General features: G+C 30.8%; 17 protein-coding genes. 1 reads left to right on the top strand and 16 read right to left on the bottom strand.

The genetic code is table 11. The features are described 5' to 3' along the window. Positions 1-37 precede the first annotated feature (37 nt). From scfA to BSD9I1_RS14460, 8 genes are all read right to left on the bottom strand, one after another. On the bottom strand, positions 38-175 hold the full coding sequence (scfA, locus tag BSD9I1_RS14425) for a six-cysteine ranthipeptide SCIFF (protein WP_035308289.1): 138 nt from the start codon (positions 173-175) through the stop codon (positions 38-40). A 69-nt stretch (positions 176-244) separates the two neighbouring features. Next, positions 245-613, bottom strand: coding sequence for a TIGR04086 family membrane protein (locus BSD9I1_RS14430; RefSeq protein WP_035308287.1), 369 nt, complete (start codon positions 611-613; stop codon positions 245-247). A 60-nt stretch (positions 614-673) separates the two neighbouring features. After that, positions 674-1,069, bottom strand: a complete 396-nt coding sequence (gene yajC / locus BSD9I1_RS14435; RefSeq protein WP_186430935.1) for a preprotein translocase subunit YajC — start codon at positions 1,067-1,069, stop codon at positions 674-676. 68 nt (positions 1,070-1,137) lie between these two features. After that, positions 1,138-2,268, bottom strand: coding sequence for a tRNA guanosine(34) transglycosylase Tgt (tgt, locus tag BSD9I1_RS14440; RefSeq protein ID WP_186430936.1), 1,131 nt, complete (start codon positions 2,266-2,268; stop codon positions 1,138-1,140). Between the two features lie 80 nt (positions 2,269-2,348). After that, positions 2,349-3,374, bottom strand: coding sequence for a tRNA preQ1(34) S-adenosylmethionine ribosyltransferase-isomerase QueA (queA, locus tag BSD9I1_RS14445; protein WP_186430937.1), 1,026 nt, complete (start codon positions 3,372-3,374; stop codon positions 2,349-2,351). 24 nt (positions 3,375-3,398) lie between these two features. Further along, positions 3,399-4,436 (bottom strand): Holliday junction branch migration DNA helicase RuvB, encoded by a 1,038-nt coding sequence (gene ruvB, locus BSD9I1_RS14450; RefSeq protein WP_186430938.1) that lies wholly within the window; start codon positions 4,434-4,436, stop codon positions 3,399-3,401. A 15-nt stretch (positions 4,437-4,451) separates the two neighbouring features. After that, positions 4,452-5,042, bottom strand: a complete 591-nt coding sequence (ruvA, locus tag BSD9I1_RS14455; RefSeq protein ID WP_186431106.1) for a Holliday junction branch migration protein RuvA — start codon at positions 5,040-5,042, stop codon at positions 4,452-4,454. An 85-nt stretch (positions 5,043-5,127) separates the two neighbouring features. Then, entirely contained in the window at positions 5,128-5,742 is a 615-nt protein-coding gene (locus tag BSD9I1_RS14460; RefSeq protein WP_186430939.1) for a hypothetical protein, read from the bottom strand. A gap of 193 nt (positions 5,743-5,935) precedes the next feature. Here BSD9I1_RS14460 and BSD9I1_RS14465 point away from each other — a divergent pair, with 193 nt between their 5' ends. Then, positions 5,936-6,724: a potassium channel family protein gene (locus tag BSD9I1_RS14465; RefSeq protein WP_242966496.1), complete on the top strand. Its 789-nt coding sequence runs from the start codon at positions 5,936-5,938 to the stop codon at positions 6,722-6,724. Positions 6,725-6,805: 81 nt separating this feature from the next. Here the strand turns inward: BSD9I1_RS14465 and BSD9I1_RS14470 are convergent, their stop codons facing one another. The 8 genes from BSD9I1_RS14470 to rd form a co-directional block, all read right to left on the bottom strand. After that, the gene (locus BSD9I1_RS14470; RefSeq protein ID WP_035308277.1) at positions 6,806-7,546 is read right to left on the bottom strand and encodes a YebC/PmpR family DNA-binding transcriptional regulator; all 741 of its coding nucleotides are present in this window, start codon (positions 7,544-7,546) and stop codon (positions 6,806-6,808) included. 195 nt (positions 7,547-7,741) lie between these two features. Beyond that, on the bottom strand, positions 7,742-8,389 hold the full coding sequence (locus BSD9I1_RS14475) for a YigZ family protein (protein ID WP_035308276.1): 648 nt from the start codon (positions 8,387-8,389) through the stop codon (positions 7,742-7,744). 20 nt (positions 8,390-8,409) lie between these two features. Further along, positions 8,410-9,078, bottom strand: coding sequence for a HEAT repeat domain-containing protein (locus tag BSD9I1_RS14480; RefSeq protein ID WP_186430940.1), 669 nt, complete (start codon positions 9,076-9,078; stop codon positions 8,410-8,412). Positions 9,079-9,098: 20 nt separating this feature from the next. After that, positions 9,099-10,496: a PLP-dependent aminotransferase family protein gene (locus BSD9I1_RS14485; protein ID WP_186430941.1), complete on the bottom strand. Its 1,398-nt coding sequence runs from the start codon at positions 10,494-10,496 to the stop codon at positions 9,099-9,101. Positions 10,497-10,566: 70 nt separating this feature from the next. Then, complete coding sequence (locus BSD9I1_RS14490) at positions 10,567-11,463, bottom strand: nucleotidyltransferase domain-containing protein (RefSeq protein ID WP_035308270.1); 897 nt, start codon at positions 11,461-11,463, stop codon at positions 10,567-10,569. Between the two features lie 82 nt (positions 11,464-11,545). After that, the gene (locus BSD9I1_RS14495) at positions 11,546-11,767 is read right to left on the bottom strand and encodes a hypothetical protein (RefSeq protein ID WP_035308267.1); all 222 of its coding nucleotides are present in this window, start codon (positions 11,765-11,767) and stop codon (positions 11,546-11,548) included. Between the two features lie 188 nt (positions 11,768-11,955). Then, positions 11,956-15,396, bottom strand: coding sequence for a pyruvate carboxylase (locus BSD9I1_RS14500; protein ID WP_186430942.1), 3,441 nt, complete (start codon positions 15,394-15,396; stop codon positions 11,956-11,958). 416 nt (positions 15,397-15,812) lie between these two features. Further along, positions 15,813-15,974 (bottom strand): rubredoxin, encoded by a 162-nt coding sequence (gene rd / locus BSD9I1_RS14505; RefSeq protein WP_081957132.1) that lies wholly within the window; start codon positions 15,972-15,974, stop codon positions 15,813-15,815. Positions 15,975-15,999: the final 25 nt, after the last annotated feature.

Here is a 15,999-nt window from a genome sequence, read left to right on the forward strand (position 1 = left end):
AAACTTAAAGCAGTAACCTTACGTTACTGCTTTTATATTAATTTTCGCATGCTAAATTTGCAACTGTACAAGAAGTTTTACATGCTGATTGGCATGAATTTGCACATTCTTTGCAACCTGGCTTTGCCAAGCTATTTTTTATATTTGTCTTGTTTATAGTTTTTATGTGTTTCATTACGTAATCCTCCATTTCCAAAAATATTTCTGTTTGATTATATCATATAATAATAAGAAAATAAAGTAACTAGGATAGATTTATTCCAAGCATACCAGATAAAGCCCCAACGCCCAAAGCAAGTAAAAATCTAATTAATCTGGTAACTTCTATGATAGGTGAATTACCTGCTACAATGGATAATACATAAATTATAAGCATATATAGTGCAGCTACTATAATTCCAATTAGCCATCCCTTTTTATTTATTTTTCTTACAGAATAAATTGTGCCATACATTATGCTAAGAATAGTTGTTGCTAAAAAAAACAATGAATTGGCCTGAGGGCTTAATTCTGAAAATGTCATAATTACAGCATACACAACCATCAAAGCCACTGTAAGTATTGTACTTCTAAGAAGTCCATCCCCTATTGGTAAAAAAGTACTTTTCCCCATATAAAAACACCTCCCACTTAATACTATCTATGTTAAATGGAGGTGTTTTATGATTAATTTTTAATTTTCTTTAAACTCAACTGTATTTTCATTTATTGAATCATTGGCTATTTCTTCTTTGCTAGCTTCTATTTTCTTATCTTCCTTTTTAGCTTCTTTTTCAGAAACAGTTGAATTGTTTAAAACTGATAATATTCCATTTTTGTCAAGCTTAATACGTGCTCTACTAGGTCCTGTTTCTAACACTATTGACGTATCATGTATGCTTATAACTTTTCCTAAAATACCGCCCTTAGTAATGATTTCATCATTTACTTTTAAAGTATCAAGCATTGACTTATACTTTTTCTTCCTCTTATTTTCTGGTATGTATACTATTATATAAAAGAATACTAACATTAAAACAAAAGGTAGTAATAATCCTACTAAGCTTCCCCCTTGTTGTACCGCTGCCATATACTCACCTCCCCCTAACTATAGTTTATAATTTTTAGAAAAATTTGTAAAGTAGTTTTCTTTTGATTTTAAGCTCTTCCGCCCCACTCAGCTAATTTTCTTTCTTTATACTCTTTAAAATTACCTGCATCAATAGCATCTCTAATTTCTTGCATAAGATTATTATAAAAATGCAAATTATGGAGTACACATAATCTCATAGCAAGCATTTCCTTAGCTTTAAATAAGTGCCTTATATAAGCTCTTGAATAATCTCTGCAAGCTGGGCACTGACATCCCTCATCAATAGGTCTATCATCTAATTCAAATTTAGCATTAATTAAATTTATTTTACCTTCCTTAGTAAATACATGACCGTGTCTTCCATTTCTAGCTGGAAGTACACAGTCAAAGAAATCTACCCCTCTATCAACAGCTTCTAAAATATTGCTTGGAAGCCCAACTCCCATAAGATATATTGGTTTATCCTCTGGAAGGTGAGGCGCTACAGCATCTATAACTCTATACATTTCCTCATGTGTTTCTCCTACAGCAAGGCCTCCTATTGCATACCCATCTAAATCCATCTTAACAATTTCTTTAGCATGTGCTATTCTAATATCCTCATAAGTTCCTCCTTGATTTATACCAAAGAGCATTTGTTTTTTATTTATTGTATCAGGAAGTGTATTTAATCTATCCATTTCCTTTACACATCTCTCTAACCATCTTGTTGTTCTGGCTACAGAGTTCTCTACATATTCCCTTGTAGAAGGATTTGGTATACACTCATCAAAAGCCATAGCAATAGTTGATGCAATATTACTCTGTATTTGCATACTCTCTTCAGGACCCATAAAGATTCTTCTTCCATCTATATGAGAGTTAAAGTAAACTCCTTCTTCTTGTATTTTTCTTATACCAGCAAGAGAAAACACTTGAAATCCACCTGAATCTGTAAGAATTGGTCTATCCCAATTCATAAATTTATGTAAACCACCTAATTTTTTTATAACATTATCTCCTGGTCTTAAATGTAAATGATAAGTATTTGAAAGTTCTACTTGACATCCTATTTCCTTCAAGTCCATAGAAGAAACTGCTCCCTTTATAACCCCTAAGGTTCCAACATTCATAAATACTGGAGTTCGAACCACTCCATGAGGTGTCGTAAACTCTCCTCTTCTTGCATTGCCGTCTTTTTTTAAAAGTTTATACATATGTACACTCCTTCTTAGTTATTAATTTTAAAGCAACAAATATAAAATTTCTAATCTTTCTACTAACTATTTTATAAGAATCACTTGATAAACATTGCATCTCCAAAGCTAAAAAATCTATATTTTTCCTTTACTGCAGTTTCATATGCATTCATAATCTTATCTCTTCCTGCTAAAGCACTTATGAGCATTAAAAGAGTCGACTGCGGTAAGTGAAAATTAGTTATTAATGCATCTACCACTTTAAACTTATATCCTGGATAGATAAATATATCTGTCCATCCTGATTGTTCTTTAACTCTGCCATATGCATCTGCTATGGTTTCTAATGTTCTATTAGATGTTGTACCTACTGCTATAACTCTTCCACCTGCTTCTTTTGTAGAATTTATTATCTCTGCAGTTTCTTTATTCATACTATAGTATTCTGAATGCATAGTATGATTTTCGATCTCATCTACCTTTACAGGTCTAAAAGTTCCAAGTCCTACATGAAGAGTTAAGAAAGCAAGTTTTATCCCTTTATTTTTTATATCTTCTAAAAGCTCTTCTGTAAAATGAAGTCCTGCTGTAGGCGCTGCCGCTGAGCCTTGCTCTTTTGAATAAACTGTTTGATACATTTCCTTATCTTCTAATGTTTCCGTTATGTATGGAGGAAGTGGCATTTGTCCTAGTCTATCTAAAACTTCTTCAAAAATACCTTCATATTCAAACCTTACAATTCTGCTTCCCTCTTCTCCAAGCCCTATTACTTCAGCTTTAAGTTCTCCATTACCAAACACAAATTTACTTCCTATTTTTGCTCTTTTACCTGGTTTAACCAAAGTTTCCCAAGTATCCTTATCAGTCCTTTTTAAAAGTAAAAACTCAATCTTTCCATGAGTCTCTTCCTTTTCTCCTATAAGTCTTGCAGGTAAAACTCTTGTATCATTTAAAACCAAACAATCTCCTGGTTTCAAGTAATCTAGTATATCTTTAAAAACTTTATGTTCCAATTCTCCTGTAGCTTTATCTAAAATCATAAGCCTTGCTTCATCTCTTTTTGCTGTAGGATGCTGCGCAATAAGCTCCTCTGGTAAATAATAATCAAAATCCTTTACTTGCATGTTACCTCTCCTTTAGTAAAATTATCAATCATTTAAATCAATGCCAACCTGCTCTATCTTCTTACTTTTTCCTCTTCTTCTCTTTAAATGTGCATATGCCTTATCAGTTGCAACTCTTCCTCTTGGGGTCCTTAATATGAATCCCTTTTGCAATAAATATGGCTCATATACATCTTCTATAGTACCCAATTCCTCTCCTATAAAGTAGGCTAGTGTTTCTATTCCTACAGGTCCTCCGCCAAAATTATCAATTATAGACAAAAGTATTCTTTTATCTACACTATCAAATCCTTCTCTATCTATTTCTAATAAATCAAGAGCATCTCTTGCTATTTGAGTATTTATAATTCCATTTCCCTTTACCTCTGAGTAATCTCTTACTCTTTTTAGTATCCTATTTGCAATTCTCGGAGTTCCCCTAGATGAGCGAGCTAATTCATAAGCAGCATCCTCTTCTATTTCAGCATTTAATATACTAGAAGATCTTACTATTATTTCTTTCAATTCTTCTTCTTCATAAAATTCCATAGGACATAACACTCCAAACCTATCTCTTAAAGGAGCTGTTAAAAGTCCTATTCTAGTTGTAGCACCTATTAATGTGAACTTAGGAAGGTCCAGTCTTATTGATTTAGCTGCCGCTCCCTTTCCTATTACTATATCTAAAGCATAGTCTTCCATAGCAGGATAGAGTATCTCCTCTACAGACCTATTTAGCCTATGAATTTCATCTATAAAAAGCACATCATAATCATTAAGACTTGTAAGAATTGCTGCTAAATCTCCTGCTCTTTCAATTGCCGGACCTGAAGTCACCTTCAGATTTCCAGTCATTTCTTTAGCTATTATATTAGCAAGTGTTGTCTTACCAAGTCCAGGAGGCCCATATAATAATACATGGTCCAATGCCTCTTCTCTCATCCTTGCAGCTTTTATAAAAATATCTAGTTTCTCTTTTACCTTACGTTGACCTATATATTCTTTAAGTCTTTGAGGTCTTAAACTATATTCTGTATCATTATCTTCATTGAGAGTTTCAGCGGTAACAAATCTGTTTTCCATAAACCATTACCCCCTTTAATTCATTAAAAACTTTAGACACTGCTTTATTATATTTTCTATGGAATCTTTCTCATTTACCATTTTTAATGCCTTAGCTGCTTCCTTATCGGAATATCCTAATGAAACTAAAGCTTCCAATGCTTCATCTAAGCTATTAGATATTCCTTGAATATTTTCTTCATCTTCATTTTCTATAAACTCATCCAACTTTATCTTATCCTTTAATTCTAATATAATTCTTTGAGCAGTTTTTTTGCCAACACCTGGAGCCTTTATAAGAATCTTTTCGTCTCCAGTAAATATTGCATACTTTAAACTATTTATATTACTTATAGATAATATAGATAATGAAGCCTTTGCACCCACTCCATTTATGCTTAAAAGTAAATTAAACATATCTCTTTCATCTTGAGTTGAAAATCCATATAATCCTATAAAATCTTCTCTTACAATTTGCTGAATATAAACTTCTACGTCCTCATTTACTTTAGGCATATCTGCTAGGGTATTTCCAGATGTATGTACTTTATATCCCATTCCGTTATTTTCTACTACTATATATTCTTTATTAAATCCCTTATAAATACCTTTTATATACTCGTACACAGTATTCGTCCTTTCATTTATCAAAGTTTTCCTCTTAATACTTTATCATTTAAAGAAGTTTAATTCAACAAAAAAACCTTAAGGATTATTCATAATCCTCAAGGCGTGCTAGTACTTCGTCTCTAGTGTCACATTGAAAATATTTACTCCCTGTAGTAAGTAAATATATATCCTGTTCCTTCAAGTTCTCTATTTTTTTTTCTGTAATATCTTCCTTTTCATTTTCAATATGCATGTCACCATTTTTATCTGTTTTAAAAATAGCAAGATATTCTCCATATATACCTAACACATATTTATTAGGGACATATTTCTCCACTTCATTTTGAAGCTTAATTTCAGTTTTAGAACCATCTTGGATTTTGTATCCTTCCGGTTTATATTTTTCTTCAACTTGCTTCTTATCCTTTAATCCTAAAGCACTTGCAGCTTCTTTTTTTATAAGAATTAAATCTCCACTTTTCTTATACTTAGTATAAAATAAAATTTGACATTTAGAATCAAGAACATAATTTTCTCCGCTACTTAAAGCCATCTTATCTTCTTCATAGGTATTATTTTTTACCTCAGTTCCATTACCATAATTGTCTTTATTGCTCTTAAATCTTTCTGAAGTTATATAATAGCTTATACTAAAAATTGCTATACCCAGCATAATTACCAAAATTACATACATACTTTTCGAATATTTTCTTTCCATATTATCCCTCCTAGGGATTATTATGGACCTACCATTAACTTTTTATTCATTGCTCAACAAGTTTTTCTATTAAAAATCACCTAAATTAAACCAAAATCAATTTACAAAATAACTCTGTTTTTATATGATATGATTATAAAAACAATCAATTTTAGAATTCTAGCTTATTTCATACTAAAAAGGATGAGAAAATATGGATTCCTCTATGAAAATAATGAATAAACTCAAAAATAAAAATATTATCTTGCTTTACGAAGTAATTATGACAATTCTAACTATAATTGCAATTGTTATAGTTGCATTAAACTATTTTACTCAACAAACATCTTATGAAATTTATATTTTTAATATAATTGATACTGTCATATTAGTAGTATTTGCATTAGATTACTTTACAAGACTTATTTTATCTCAAAATAAACTTCATTTTTTTAAAAACAATATAATAGATCTTATTTCAATAATTCCTTTTAATTACTTGTTTCAAACTGCAAGAACCCTTAGAATAATAAAATTTATCAAACTTGCAAAATGGACAAACTTGTTTCGAGCACTTATTTTAATACGGAAGTTTAAAAAGAATGCGGATAAGTTCTTACATACTAATAACTTTAATTATGTACTTTGGATTTCTATTTTCACTGTAATAATTGGAGCTTTAGGTTTTTCAATAATAGAAAATAAGTCATTTTTAGATGGACTTTGGTGGAGTTTCGTTACTGTAACAACTGTAGGATATGGAGATATGTCACCTAAAACAGGTGGCGGAAAAGTTCTTGCTTCAATAATTATGTTAATTGGAATAGGGGTTATTGGTATGCTCACTGGTACAATCTCAACATTTTTCATCAATAAAAAAGCCAGCAATAGATCATTTAAAGAAAATACGATAGAAGGTATAAAGAAAAGCCTTGACAATTTTGATAATCTTACTAATGAAGATATAGATAATATTTATAAATTATTAAAGTCATTAAAATAGTTTGCAAATAAAAAACCACTCCTTTAGTTGTTTTCACACAACTCAAGGAGTGATTTTATGTATATCATCTCAAATACTTAATTACCCCTCAAATTCTTCAGGGAACTCAGCATTGTGGTAAACGTCTTGAACATCGTCATCATCTTCAAGTTTATCTACAAGCTTTTGGAACAGTTCTGAGTCTTCCATTGAAAGACTAACTGTTGTATCAGGAATCATAGTTATATCTGCTGATAAGAATTCAAATCCTGCTCTTTCAAGTTCTTCCCTTACAGCTGAGAAGTCTTCTGGAGTTGTGATAACTTCAAATACTTCATCTGAAATTTCTACGTCTTGAGCTCCAGCTTCTAGGGCTACCATCATCATTTCATCTTCATCCATATCTTCTTTCTTCTCTATAACTATCTGTCCCTTACTTTGGAACATCCAACCTACACAGCCAGTTGCTCCAAGGTTTCCGCCATATTTTGAAAATGCTGGTCTTACATTCCCTGCAGTTCTATTTTTATTATCAGTTAAAGCCTTTACTATTACAGCAACTCCTGAAGGGCCATATCCTTCATAAACTATTTCTTCATAGTTTACCCCTTCCATTTCCCCTGCACCTTTTTTAATTGCTCTTGTAATAGTATCTTGAGGCATGTTATTTGACTTAGCTTTTGCTATAACATCTCTTAATTTAGAGTTAGTGTCAGGATTAGAACCGCCATTTTTAGAAGCTATCGCAAGTTCCTTTCCTATCTTTGTAAATATTTTACCTCTTTTTGCATCTGTCTTACCTTTTTTAGCTTGTATATTATGCCACTTAGAATGTCCTGACATAGTACCTTCCTCCTCATAAAATTAAAAAATTTAGAAATTCCTAAGTAATAGTTTAGGACAACATAATAATAAATCAATATTCTGCTAAACCATCACTAATTTTTATAAAAACACCTCAAATATTATATCATATTTTATAATATAAACTCAAATTTAGATGAATTTTATGATTCAAAGCTCACATTAATAACTTACTTAAACTTCTTCAATAAGTCTATTGTTTAATCTAAAATAATACTTTTTATTTACTTCACTAAATTCGCATTTTCCAGATGTAATTTGTGTTATTTCTTTTTTTATAACTTCTGCATCTTCTAAGGTACATAAAATAATGATCTTTACCTTATCTGTATACTCTGTATCTTCTATGTGCCACATGTTTTGTGCACAGGTATATTGAACTTTCCCCGAAAGCTCATATTCTATTGTTATATGTAGAGCGCACCCTATAACCTTTTCTACTATTTCTCCTTCTTTTAAAGCCTCTGCAGCACCTTTACTGTAGGCTCTTACTAAGCCTCCCTTGCCAAGTAATATTCCTCCAAAGTATCTTGTAACAACTACCGCTACATCTGTAACATTATTCTTTTTTATAACATCAAGTACAGGCACGCCTGCAGTACCTTGAGGTTCCCCATCATCGCTGTATCTTTGAATGCCCATATTTTCTCCTATAATATAGGCATAAACATTGTGAGTTGCATCTTTATATTCTTCTTTTATTTTATCCACAAAGGCTCTTGCTTCTTCATCAGTATACACCCTTTTGGCATGTCCTATAAATATAGATTTCTTTTCTTCAAATTCACTACTAACTTCATTTTTTATGGTAAAGTAACCCATACAATCACCTCTTATGCTCTTTATTCTTGCTCAGAATTATTTTTTTCACTTAAGAAAACTTCACAAGCCTTTTTTAAATATTCCTTGTCAGTCTTTTGTAAAACATCTAAGATTTTTCCCTTTGCAAAATCACTTTTAATTTCTGCAAGTCCCTTTATAGCATATAATAGTACCTGGGGATTTTCATCTTCAAGTGCCCTGATTAAAGCCCTTTCAAAGCTTTTATCATTTATTTTTCTCATGGCTGATATTGCCATTCTTCTTACGTTTACAAATTTATGAACAGAAGCTTTTGTAAGTATTTCATTGCATCCTGTTTCTTTAAGCTCACCTATAATCCATATAGCAGTTTCTTTATCCCTTGAATACATATCCACATAATTATTTTTTATATATTGAATTAATCTATTCTTAGTATCTTCATCTAATGAATTTATAATGTCCAATTTATCCATCTTTCCTGCCTTGCTTATGTTATGGATAAGTTCTTTTTCGTTACTACTTCTAGCAAGAAGCCTATATTTTATCTTACCTTCTACGATATGTTTTTGAACTATGCTTTTATCTAAGTTTCTCATTTTACATATAGCATTTATAGACTTTCCTTCTAGAAATAAAAAATAAGTTATTTCTTCATTAGAATATGAGTCTATATCATCCCAATTTACCTTTACAAATCCTAAACTCAATTAAAATTCCCCTATTCTTTTTATAATAGTGTATTTAATATATTAATTCCCTTTTCTATATCTTCATCTTTAACTTGAGAAAATCCCATTCGAAAATATTTTTTTCCTTCTTCAGGATTTAAATAAAATAATACCCCAGGAGTTATAAGTAGTGCATTTTCTCTACATTTATAAAATAACTTTATACAATCTATATCATCATTTAAGATTTTAATATAAAAATAAAGTCCTCCATTTGGATATATAATTTCTGCTTTGTTACAAAGCTTTATTTTTAATTGATTAGCAATAATCTCATATTTTTCTTTATAAAATTTATTAAGATCACTTATATATCCTTTCCAAAGGCCATTACACACATATAACTCCAATACTCTCTGCATCAAACTGGATGTAGCTATGTCTGTGCTCACCTTTGAATTTTGTATATTCTCTCTAAAGACTTTAGGGCTTATTAAATATCCAAGTCTTATACCTGGTAAAAACACCTTAGAAAAACTTTTTATATATATAACTCTATCATTTATATCCATACTTTTAAAGCTTTTATACTCCATATCATTATATATAAGTTCTGATAAATAATCATCTTCTATAATATAAAAGTCATATATTTCTGCCATATTTAGAAGTCTCTTTTTCTTTTCTAAACTGTAGCTTATACCCGTTGGATTTTGAAAATAACTCATAATATATACACATTTTATCTTATTTTTCTTTACTAGTTTTTCTAATAGGTCAAGGTTCATTCCATCCTCTTCAATCGGCACTTCAAATATATTTGCCCTGCGCCACTTAAATACCGTAAGTGCTCCTCCATAAGTTGGCTTTTCAACAACTATATTATCATTTACGTTAATCAATGCTTTAGAAACTATATCTATTCCTTGCTGGGCCCCTGAAACTATTAAAACATTATCACTACCCACATTTCCATTCCAAAAAAAATCATCAATGATCTTTCTAAGTCCTTCATATCCTAGCGCCTCTTGATTCACTAAAGCTTTTACTCCATCTCTTTCCAAAACTTCATCTATTATATTTTTAAAAATATCTATATGAAATAATTCACTTGATATGCTTTCTCCAGTAAAATCTATATAATTAAGCGACTTATCATCCAAGCTTTTTCTTATTACCTCGCCATATTTTCTTCTAAAATTCAAAACAATTTCTTTCCTTTTGGCATAGGTTCCGCTACCTATTTTTTGAACGGCGTATCCTTCACCTTCTAGCTTCTTATAAGCATTTACTACAGTAATTCTATTTACATTAAGCATACTTGCCATATCTCTAATAGGCGGAAGTTTTTCACCATCTCTTATAATATTTCCCTCCATTAACTTTTTTATATGCTGAACTACTTGAACATACTTAGGAGTATCATTATCTTTAAAACTTATTTTATATTTTTTCATAGATTTACCCCAATTACTTATTTTAAAAGCGAACTTAATTTTAAAATCAAGTTCGCTTTTAATTTAAATGTTATACAAAGAATACTATTTCATTAAACAGCACTTTGCCATTATTAGTTTTAAATGGTCTTGTTTCTTTCTTTATAACTTCCTTTTCTGAAAGTTTCTCCAAAACAGCCTCTATAGCTATATCAAAATCTGAAAAAAGGGCATCCTTTTTTATATCTTCTGCGCTTAAAAATGAATCCTTACTTTGCATATACTCTAATAATATTGAATTTATATCCTTTAGATTAGCCTCTACATATTTTTCTATAAAAGCTAACATATTTTCAATTGCTTTTATTGTATCTCCCTTATTAAAGAAAAGCTCATCTACTCTTTCTTTAAAAGCATCATTTAAATCCATAGCCATTATAGTAGCATCTTTACTTATCATATATCCTAATAAATTTACATATAGTTTTGCAAATTCTTCAGAGCATTTCATAGCTGATGTATACGCAGTATATACACCATCATTATGTAAATACTTCCTACAAACATCAATGCATTTTAATAACTTTCCAAAATAAACCATATTCCATCTTTCTCTATCTAGATCCGGATAAAATCTACCTTTGTCATAATAGCCCGTTATATCTTGATCTTTTGAAAATATTAATCTAGACGAAGCAAAAATTCTATGCATAAAGCCTCCCTTTAGATCCATTGTATGAAGCTTTAAGAATTTACTTTTGCTCATGAATTTTACATGTACTGGTATTTCCATTTCTTCCATGTATATATTTTTTATATCACTAATTCTTTCGCTAGTTACAACAAACATGTCTATGTCAGACTTATCCCATAAGTCTCCTGTAACCATACTCCCAAAAACCATAGCTGCAAGAATTTGTTCATTACTTTTTAATCTTTCTACCATACAATTGAACGCCTTTTGGTATTGAGAAATTGTCTTTTCCACCCGTCTTCCCCCTTTTTGGTATATCCACAACTAAAAATTAAATTATTCTTAATTATATAATATTATTAAGTAAATTAAAATACTATATATCAACTTTTAATACACTTTTACGCATTAATTCATTACAACTTTCACACTGGAATACATGAAAACAATAATTTTCTGTATCTTGTATTGGCATATCTGCACTATAATCATCAAAATAGTCCTGTACTCTCCCCTTATCTACGCAGCTTCCCCCACAGTTACCACATATAGTCCTTATATCTCTTATTTCATTGCACACTGGACAAACCTTACTCATTTAAAATTCCTCCTTGAGACTTTTTACCATATATTACTTTACCTTTTTTAGCTTATATTTATACGTAAAATTTATACTTTAGTTAATTGCTTCTATATTTTAAATAAAAATTCACCCAAAGCTATCTTTAGTATATTAAAAAGGAAGTTTGTTTTCTCAAACTTCCCTTTATTTTACCTAATACTTTCTTATTGATTGCTTAACTTAACAACCAGCTGGCCAGTTTTGACCTGCTCTCCTTCTTTTACATATATCTTTTCTACTTTTCCATCTACAGAAGATACTACATTGGTTTCCATCTTCATAGCTTCAATTATTGCTATACTATCCCCTTCTTGTACTATATCTCCTTCTTTAACTAATATCTTATACATATTTCCAGGTATACTTGCTCCAATTTCATATAAATCCTCTGCGTCTGCCATGAGTATTTCTGTATCTTCAGTTAAATTTTTCATATGGTTTGCTTTATCTACTATTTCTATTTCTCTTCTATTTCCATTTACTTCGAATACTAAACTTCTCTTTCCTTTGTTAAGTTTTCCGATTTGAAGTAATTTTACTATTAATGTCTTACCCTCTGCAATCTCTATTTCACTAGTTTCCCCTTCATACAATCCATGGAAGAACACATCACTTCCCATGTGGCTTAAATCACCATATTCCTTTTTATATTTAATATATTCATCAAATACATCTGGATAAAGAGCATAACTTAAAGCATCCTTATCATCAACTTTTATATTGTACGTAGTTTCTAAGTGATTTTTTATACTATCAAAATCTTCTGGAGGAAGTAATTCGCCAGGGCGAACTGTTATAGGTTCTTCTCCCTTCAATACAAGCTTTTGTAATTTTTCAGGGAATCCTCCGCTAGGCTGCCCCATCATCCCCTTAAAATATGAAACTGTAGAATCAGGGAATGCCATGTTATAACCCTTTTCATATATATTTTCTGGAGTTAAATCATTTTTAACCATGAATATAGCTAAATCTCCTACCATTTTAGATGAAGGAGTTACTTTAACTATATCTCCTACCATATCATTTACCTTTTTATACATCTCTTTTACTTCATTAAATCTATGACCTAATCCAAAACTTTCAATTTGAGGCTTTAAATTTGAATATTGACCTCCTGGAATTTCATATTTATAAATTTCCGCAGAAGCCACCTTTAATCCTGTCTCAAATCCTGCGTATACAGGTCTTACAGCACTCCAGTAATCAGATACCTTTTGTAGATTGTCTATATTAAGTAGTGTATCTCTTTCAGTATTCTTAAGTGCAGCTACTATAGAGTTCATAGAAGGTTGACTAGTAAGTCCTGACATACTGCTAAAAGCACTATCTACAATATCAACTCCTGCTTCAGCAGCCATAAGTATTGTAGCTACTCCGTTCCCTGTCGTATCATGAGTATGAAGATGTATAGGAATCGAAATTTCATTTTTTAATGCTTTTATAAGTTTTGATGCTGCATAAGGCTTTAATAAAGCTGACATATCTTTAATTCCTAAGATATGCGCTCCTGATTTTTCTATTTCCTTCGCCATATCCACATAATATTTTAGTGAATATTTATCTCTTTTTTCATCTAATATATCTCCTGTATAGCATATGCAAGCTTCTGCTATTTTACCAGTTTTAAGTACTTCATCTATTGCAACTTCCATGCCTTTAAGCCAATTTAATGAATCAAATATTCTAAATACATCTATTCCTCTATCAGCAGATTCCTTTATAAATTTTCTTATTACATTATCAGGATAGTTTTTATATCCTACTGCATTTGATCCTCTTATAAGCATTTGAAGCAATACATTGGGAATTCTTTTTCTTAGTTCTTCAAGTCTTTCCCAAGGATTTTCCTTTAAATATCTATACGCTACATCGAAGGTTGCTCCTCCCCACATTTCTATAGAGAAAAGGTCACTTGCTAAATTTGCTTCCGCCTTAGCAATTTTTATCATGTCCTTACTTCTCATCCTTGTAGCCATTAAAGATTGATGCGCATCTCTCATTGTAGAATCTGTTATAAGAAGCTTCTTCTGGGACTTAATAAAATCAACTACTCCTTTAGCACCCTTTTCATCTAGTATTTGTTTTGTTCCTCTTAATTTATCTTCATGATTATACTTAGGTACATGAGGTACATCAAAGCTTGGTTTATTTCCATGAGTTTCATTTACTACTTTTTCACCTATATATGTTAGCACTCTTAATTCTTTATCTGCTTTAGGTTTTATTTCTAAAAGTTCCTGATTATCAGCTATAAAACTAGTAGTACATTTTCCATCAAGAAATGTATCATGATTAAGCACATTTATTAAAAATCCTACGTTAGTTTTTACTCCTGAAACTGTAAGCTCTCTTATAGATCTTATGGCTTTTCTTGCTGCATCTTTAAAATCCCTTGACCAAGCAGTTGTCTTTACAAGTAAACTGTCATAATAAGGGCTTATTACGGAACCTGTAAATCCATTTCCTCCATCTAGTCTAATGCCGAAACCAGAACCACTTCTATATATGTCTATTCTTCCTGTGTCTGGAGCAAAATTGTTAGCAGGGTCTTCTGTGGTAATTCTACATTGTATAGCATATCCTCTTGCTTCTACGTCACTTTGAGATTTTATATTAATTTCTTTAGAATCCAATTTATATCCTTGGGCCACAAGTATTTGACTTTGCACAATATCTATCCCTGTGATCATTTCAGTAACTGTATGCTCAACCTGTACTCTAGGATTCACCTCAATAAAATAATGATTTCCATGAATGTCCACCAAAAATTCTACTGTTCCTGCATTTCTATAACCCACATGCTTAGCAATTTTAAGTGCATCATTACATATTTCTTCTCTTTTTTCTTTACTTAATGAGAAAGCTGGTGCAAACTCTACTACCTTTTGATGCCTTCTTTGAACAGAGCAGTCCCTTTCATATAAGTGAACTATATTTCCATATTTATCTCCAAGTATTTGAACTTCAATATGCTTAGGTCCTTCTATATATTTTTCTATAAATAAATCATCAATTCCAAATGCTTTTTTTGCTTCATCCTTAGCATTTTTAAAAGTTTTTACAAGCTCTTCTTTGCTTTTAGCTATTCTCATACCTCTGCCGCCGCCGCCAGCCGCAGCTTTAATCATGACAGGATAGCCACATTCCTCTGCTATATTTAAAGCTTCTTCTTCTGATGCGATAGCTCTCTCTACTCCTGGAATTGTAGGAACTTTTACCTCTTTTGCAACTATCTTAGAATTTATCTTATCTCCTAATCTCTCCATTATATCTGGAGTAGGTCCTATAAATTCTATTCCCGCTTCAATACATTTACGTGCAAATTCAGGATTTTCAGATAAAAATCCATATCCAGGATGAATTGCATCTACACCTTTTTTAAGTGCCAATTCAACTATTTCATCTATATTCAAATACGCTTCTACTGGTCCCTTATTTTTACCTATTAAATAAGATTCATCTGCCTTTGTTCTAAACAAAGCACATTTATCTTCATTTGAATATATAGCCACTGTTCTAATGCCTAATTCATGGCATGCTCTAAATATTCTTATGGCAATTTCTCCTCTGTTAGCAACTAAAACTCTTTTAAACTTTTTTACCACCCTTAAACAACTCCTTTTGCATTAATACTTTATGTATAATTATAAATTTTCGTGAATATAAACTTCATATTTTTCCCATTTTGTTATGTATATGAATTAATAATTATATAAAAACTTCACTTATAATTAACCTTTAAATCAAAAAAGCTAATGTTTAATCCGATTTATGAATACATTTACATTATTTTATTTTACAAAATTGAAATTTATAATGAAACCCTCTTGCAAATATAATATCTCAAAGTTGCATAATAATCAATACTAAAAAAGATACAACATACTTTTTTATAATCTCTAATTTCCATTCTCTAGTTTATGAAATTATAATTATTATCTATATTAAAGATTAGTTACTGCTGATTAAAATTAAAAGGTCACATCAATTCATTTTGATGTGACCTTTTAATTTTTATTTATTAAGCTTCTTTTTCAAATTGATCTTTACCTACTCCACAAAGTGGGCATACCCAACTATCTGGGATTTGAGCAAATGATGTTCCTGGAGCTACCCCATTATCTGGGTCTCCTTCTGCTGGGTCATAAACATATCCACATACCACACAAACGTATTTATCCATAATTAAATCCTCCTTAAGGCTTCAT

It is taken from the genome of Clostridium sp. BSD9I1 (genome assembly GCF_900185645.1).
In the GTDB taxonomy this organism is placed as follows: domain Bacteria; phylum Bacillota; class Clostridia; order Clostridiales; family Clostridiaceae; genus Clostridium_AK.

Coding starts and splice junctions, on each gene's coding strand:
- scfA (WP_035308289.1), bottom strand. CDS start 175: ATGAAACACATAAAAACTATAAACAAGACAAATATAAAAAATAGCTTG.
- BSD9I1_RS14430 (WP_035308287.1), bottom strand. CDS start 613: ATGGGGAAAAGTACTTTTTTACCAATAGGGGATGGACTTCTTAGAAGT.
- yajC (WP_186430935.1), bottom strand. CDS start 1,069: ATGGCAGCGGTACAACAAGGGGGAAGCTTAGTAGGATTATTACTACCT.
- tgt (WP_186430936.1), bottom strand. CDS start 2,268: ATGTATAAACTTTTAAAAAAAGACGGCAATGCAAGAAGAGGAGAGTTT.
- queA (WP_186430937.1), bottom strand. CDS start 3,374: ATGCAAGTAAAGGATTTTGATTATTATTTACCAGAGGAGCTTATTGCG.
- ruvB (WP_186430938.1), bottom strand. CDS start 4,436: ATGGAAAACAGATTTGTTACCGCTGAAACTCTCAATGAAGATAATGAT.
- BSD9I1_RS14460 (WP_186430939.1), bottom strand. CDS start 5,742: ATGGAAAGAAAATATTCGAAAAGTATGTATGTAATTTTGGTAATTATG.
- BSD9I1_RS14465 (WP_242966496.1), top strand. CDS start 5,936: ATGGATTCCTCTATGAAAATAATGAATAAACTCAAAAATAAAAATATT.
- BSD9I1_RS14470 (WP_035308277.1), bottom strand. CDS start 7,546: ATGTCAGGACATTCTAAGTGGCATAATATACAAGCTAAAAAAGGTAAG.
- BSD9I1_RS14475 (WP_035308276.1), bottom strand. CDS start 8,389: ATGGGTTACTTTACCATAAAAAATGAAGTTAGTAGTGAATTTGAAGAA.
- BSD9I1_RS14485 (WP_186430941.1), bottom strand. CDS start 10,496: ATGAAAAAATATAAAATAAGTTTTAAAGATAATGATACTCCTAAGTAT.
- BSD9I1_RS14495 (WP_035308267.1), bottom strand. CDS start 11,767: ATGAGTAAGGTTTGTCCAGTGTGCAATGAAATAAGAGATATAAGGACT.
- rd (WP_081957132.1), bottom strand. CDS start 15,974: ATGGATAAATACGTTTGTGTGGTATGTGGATATGTTTATGACCCAGCA.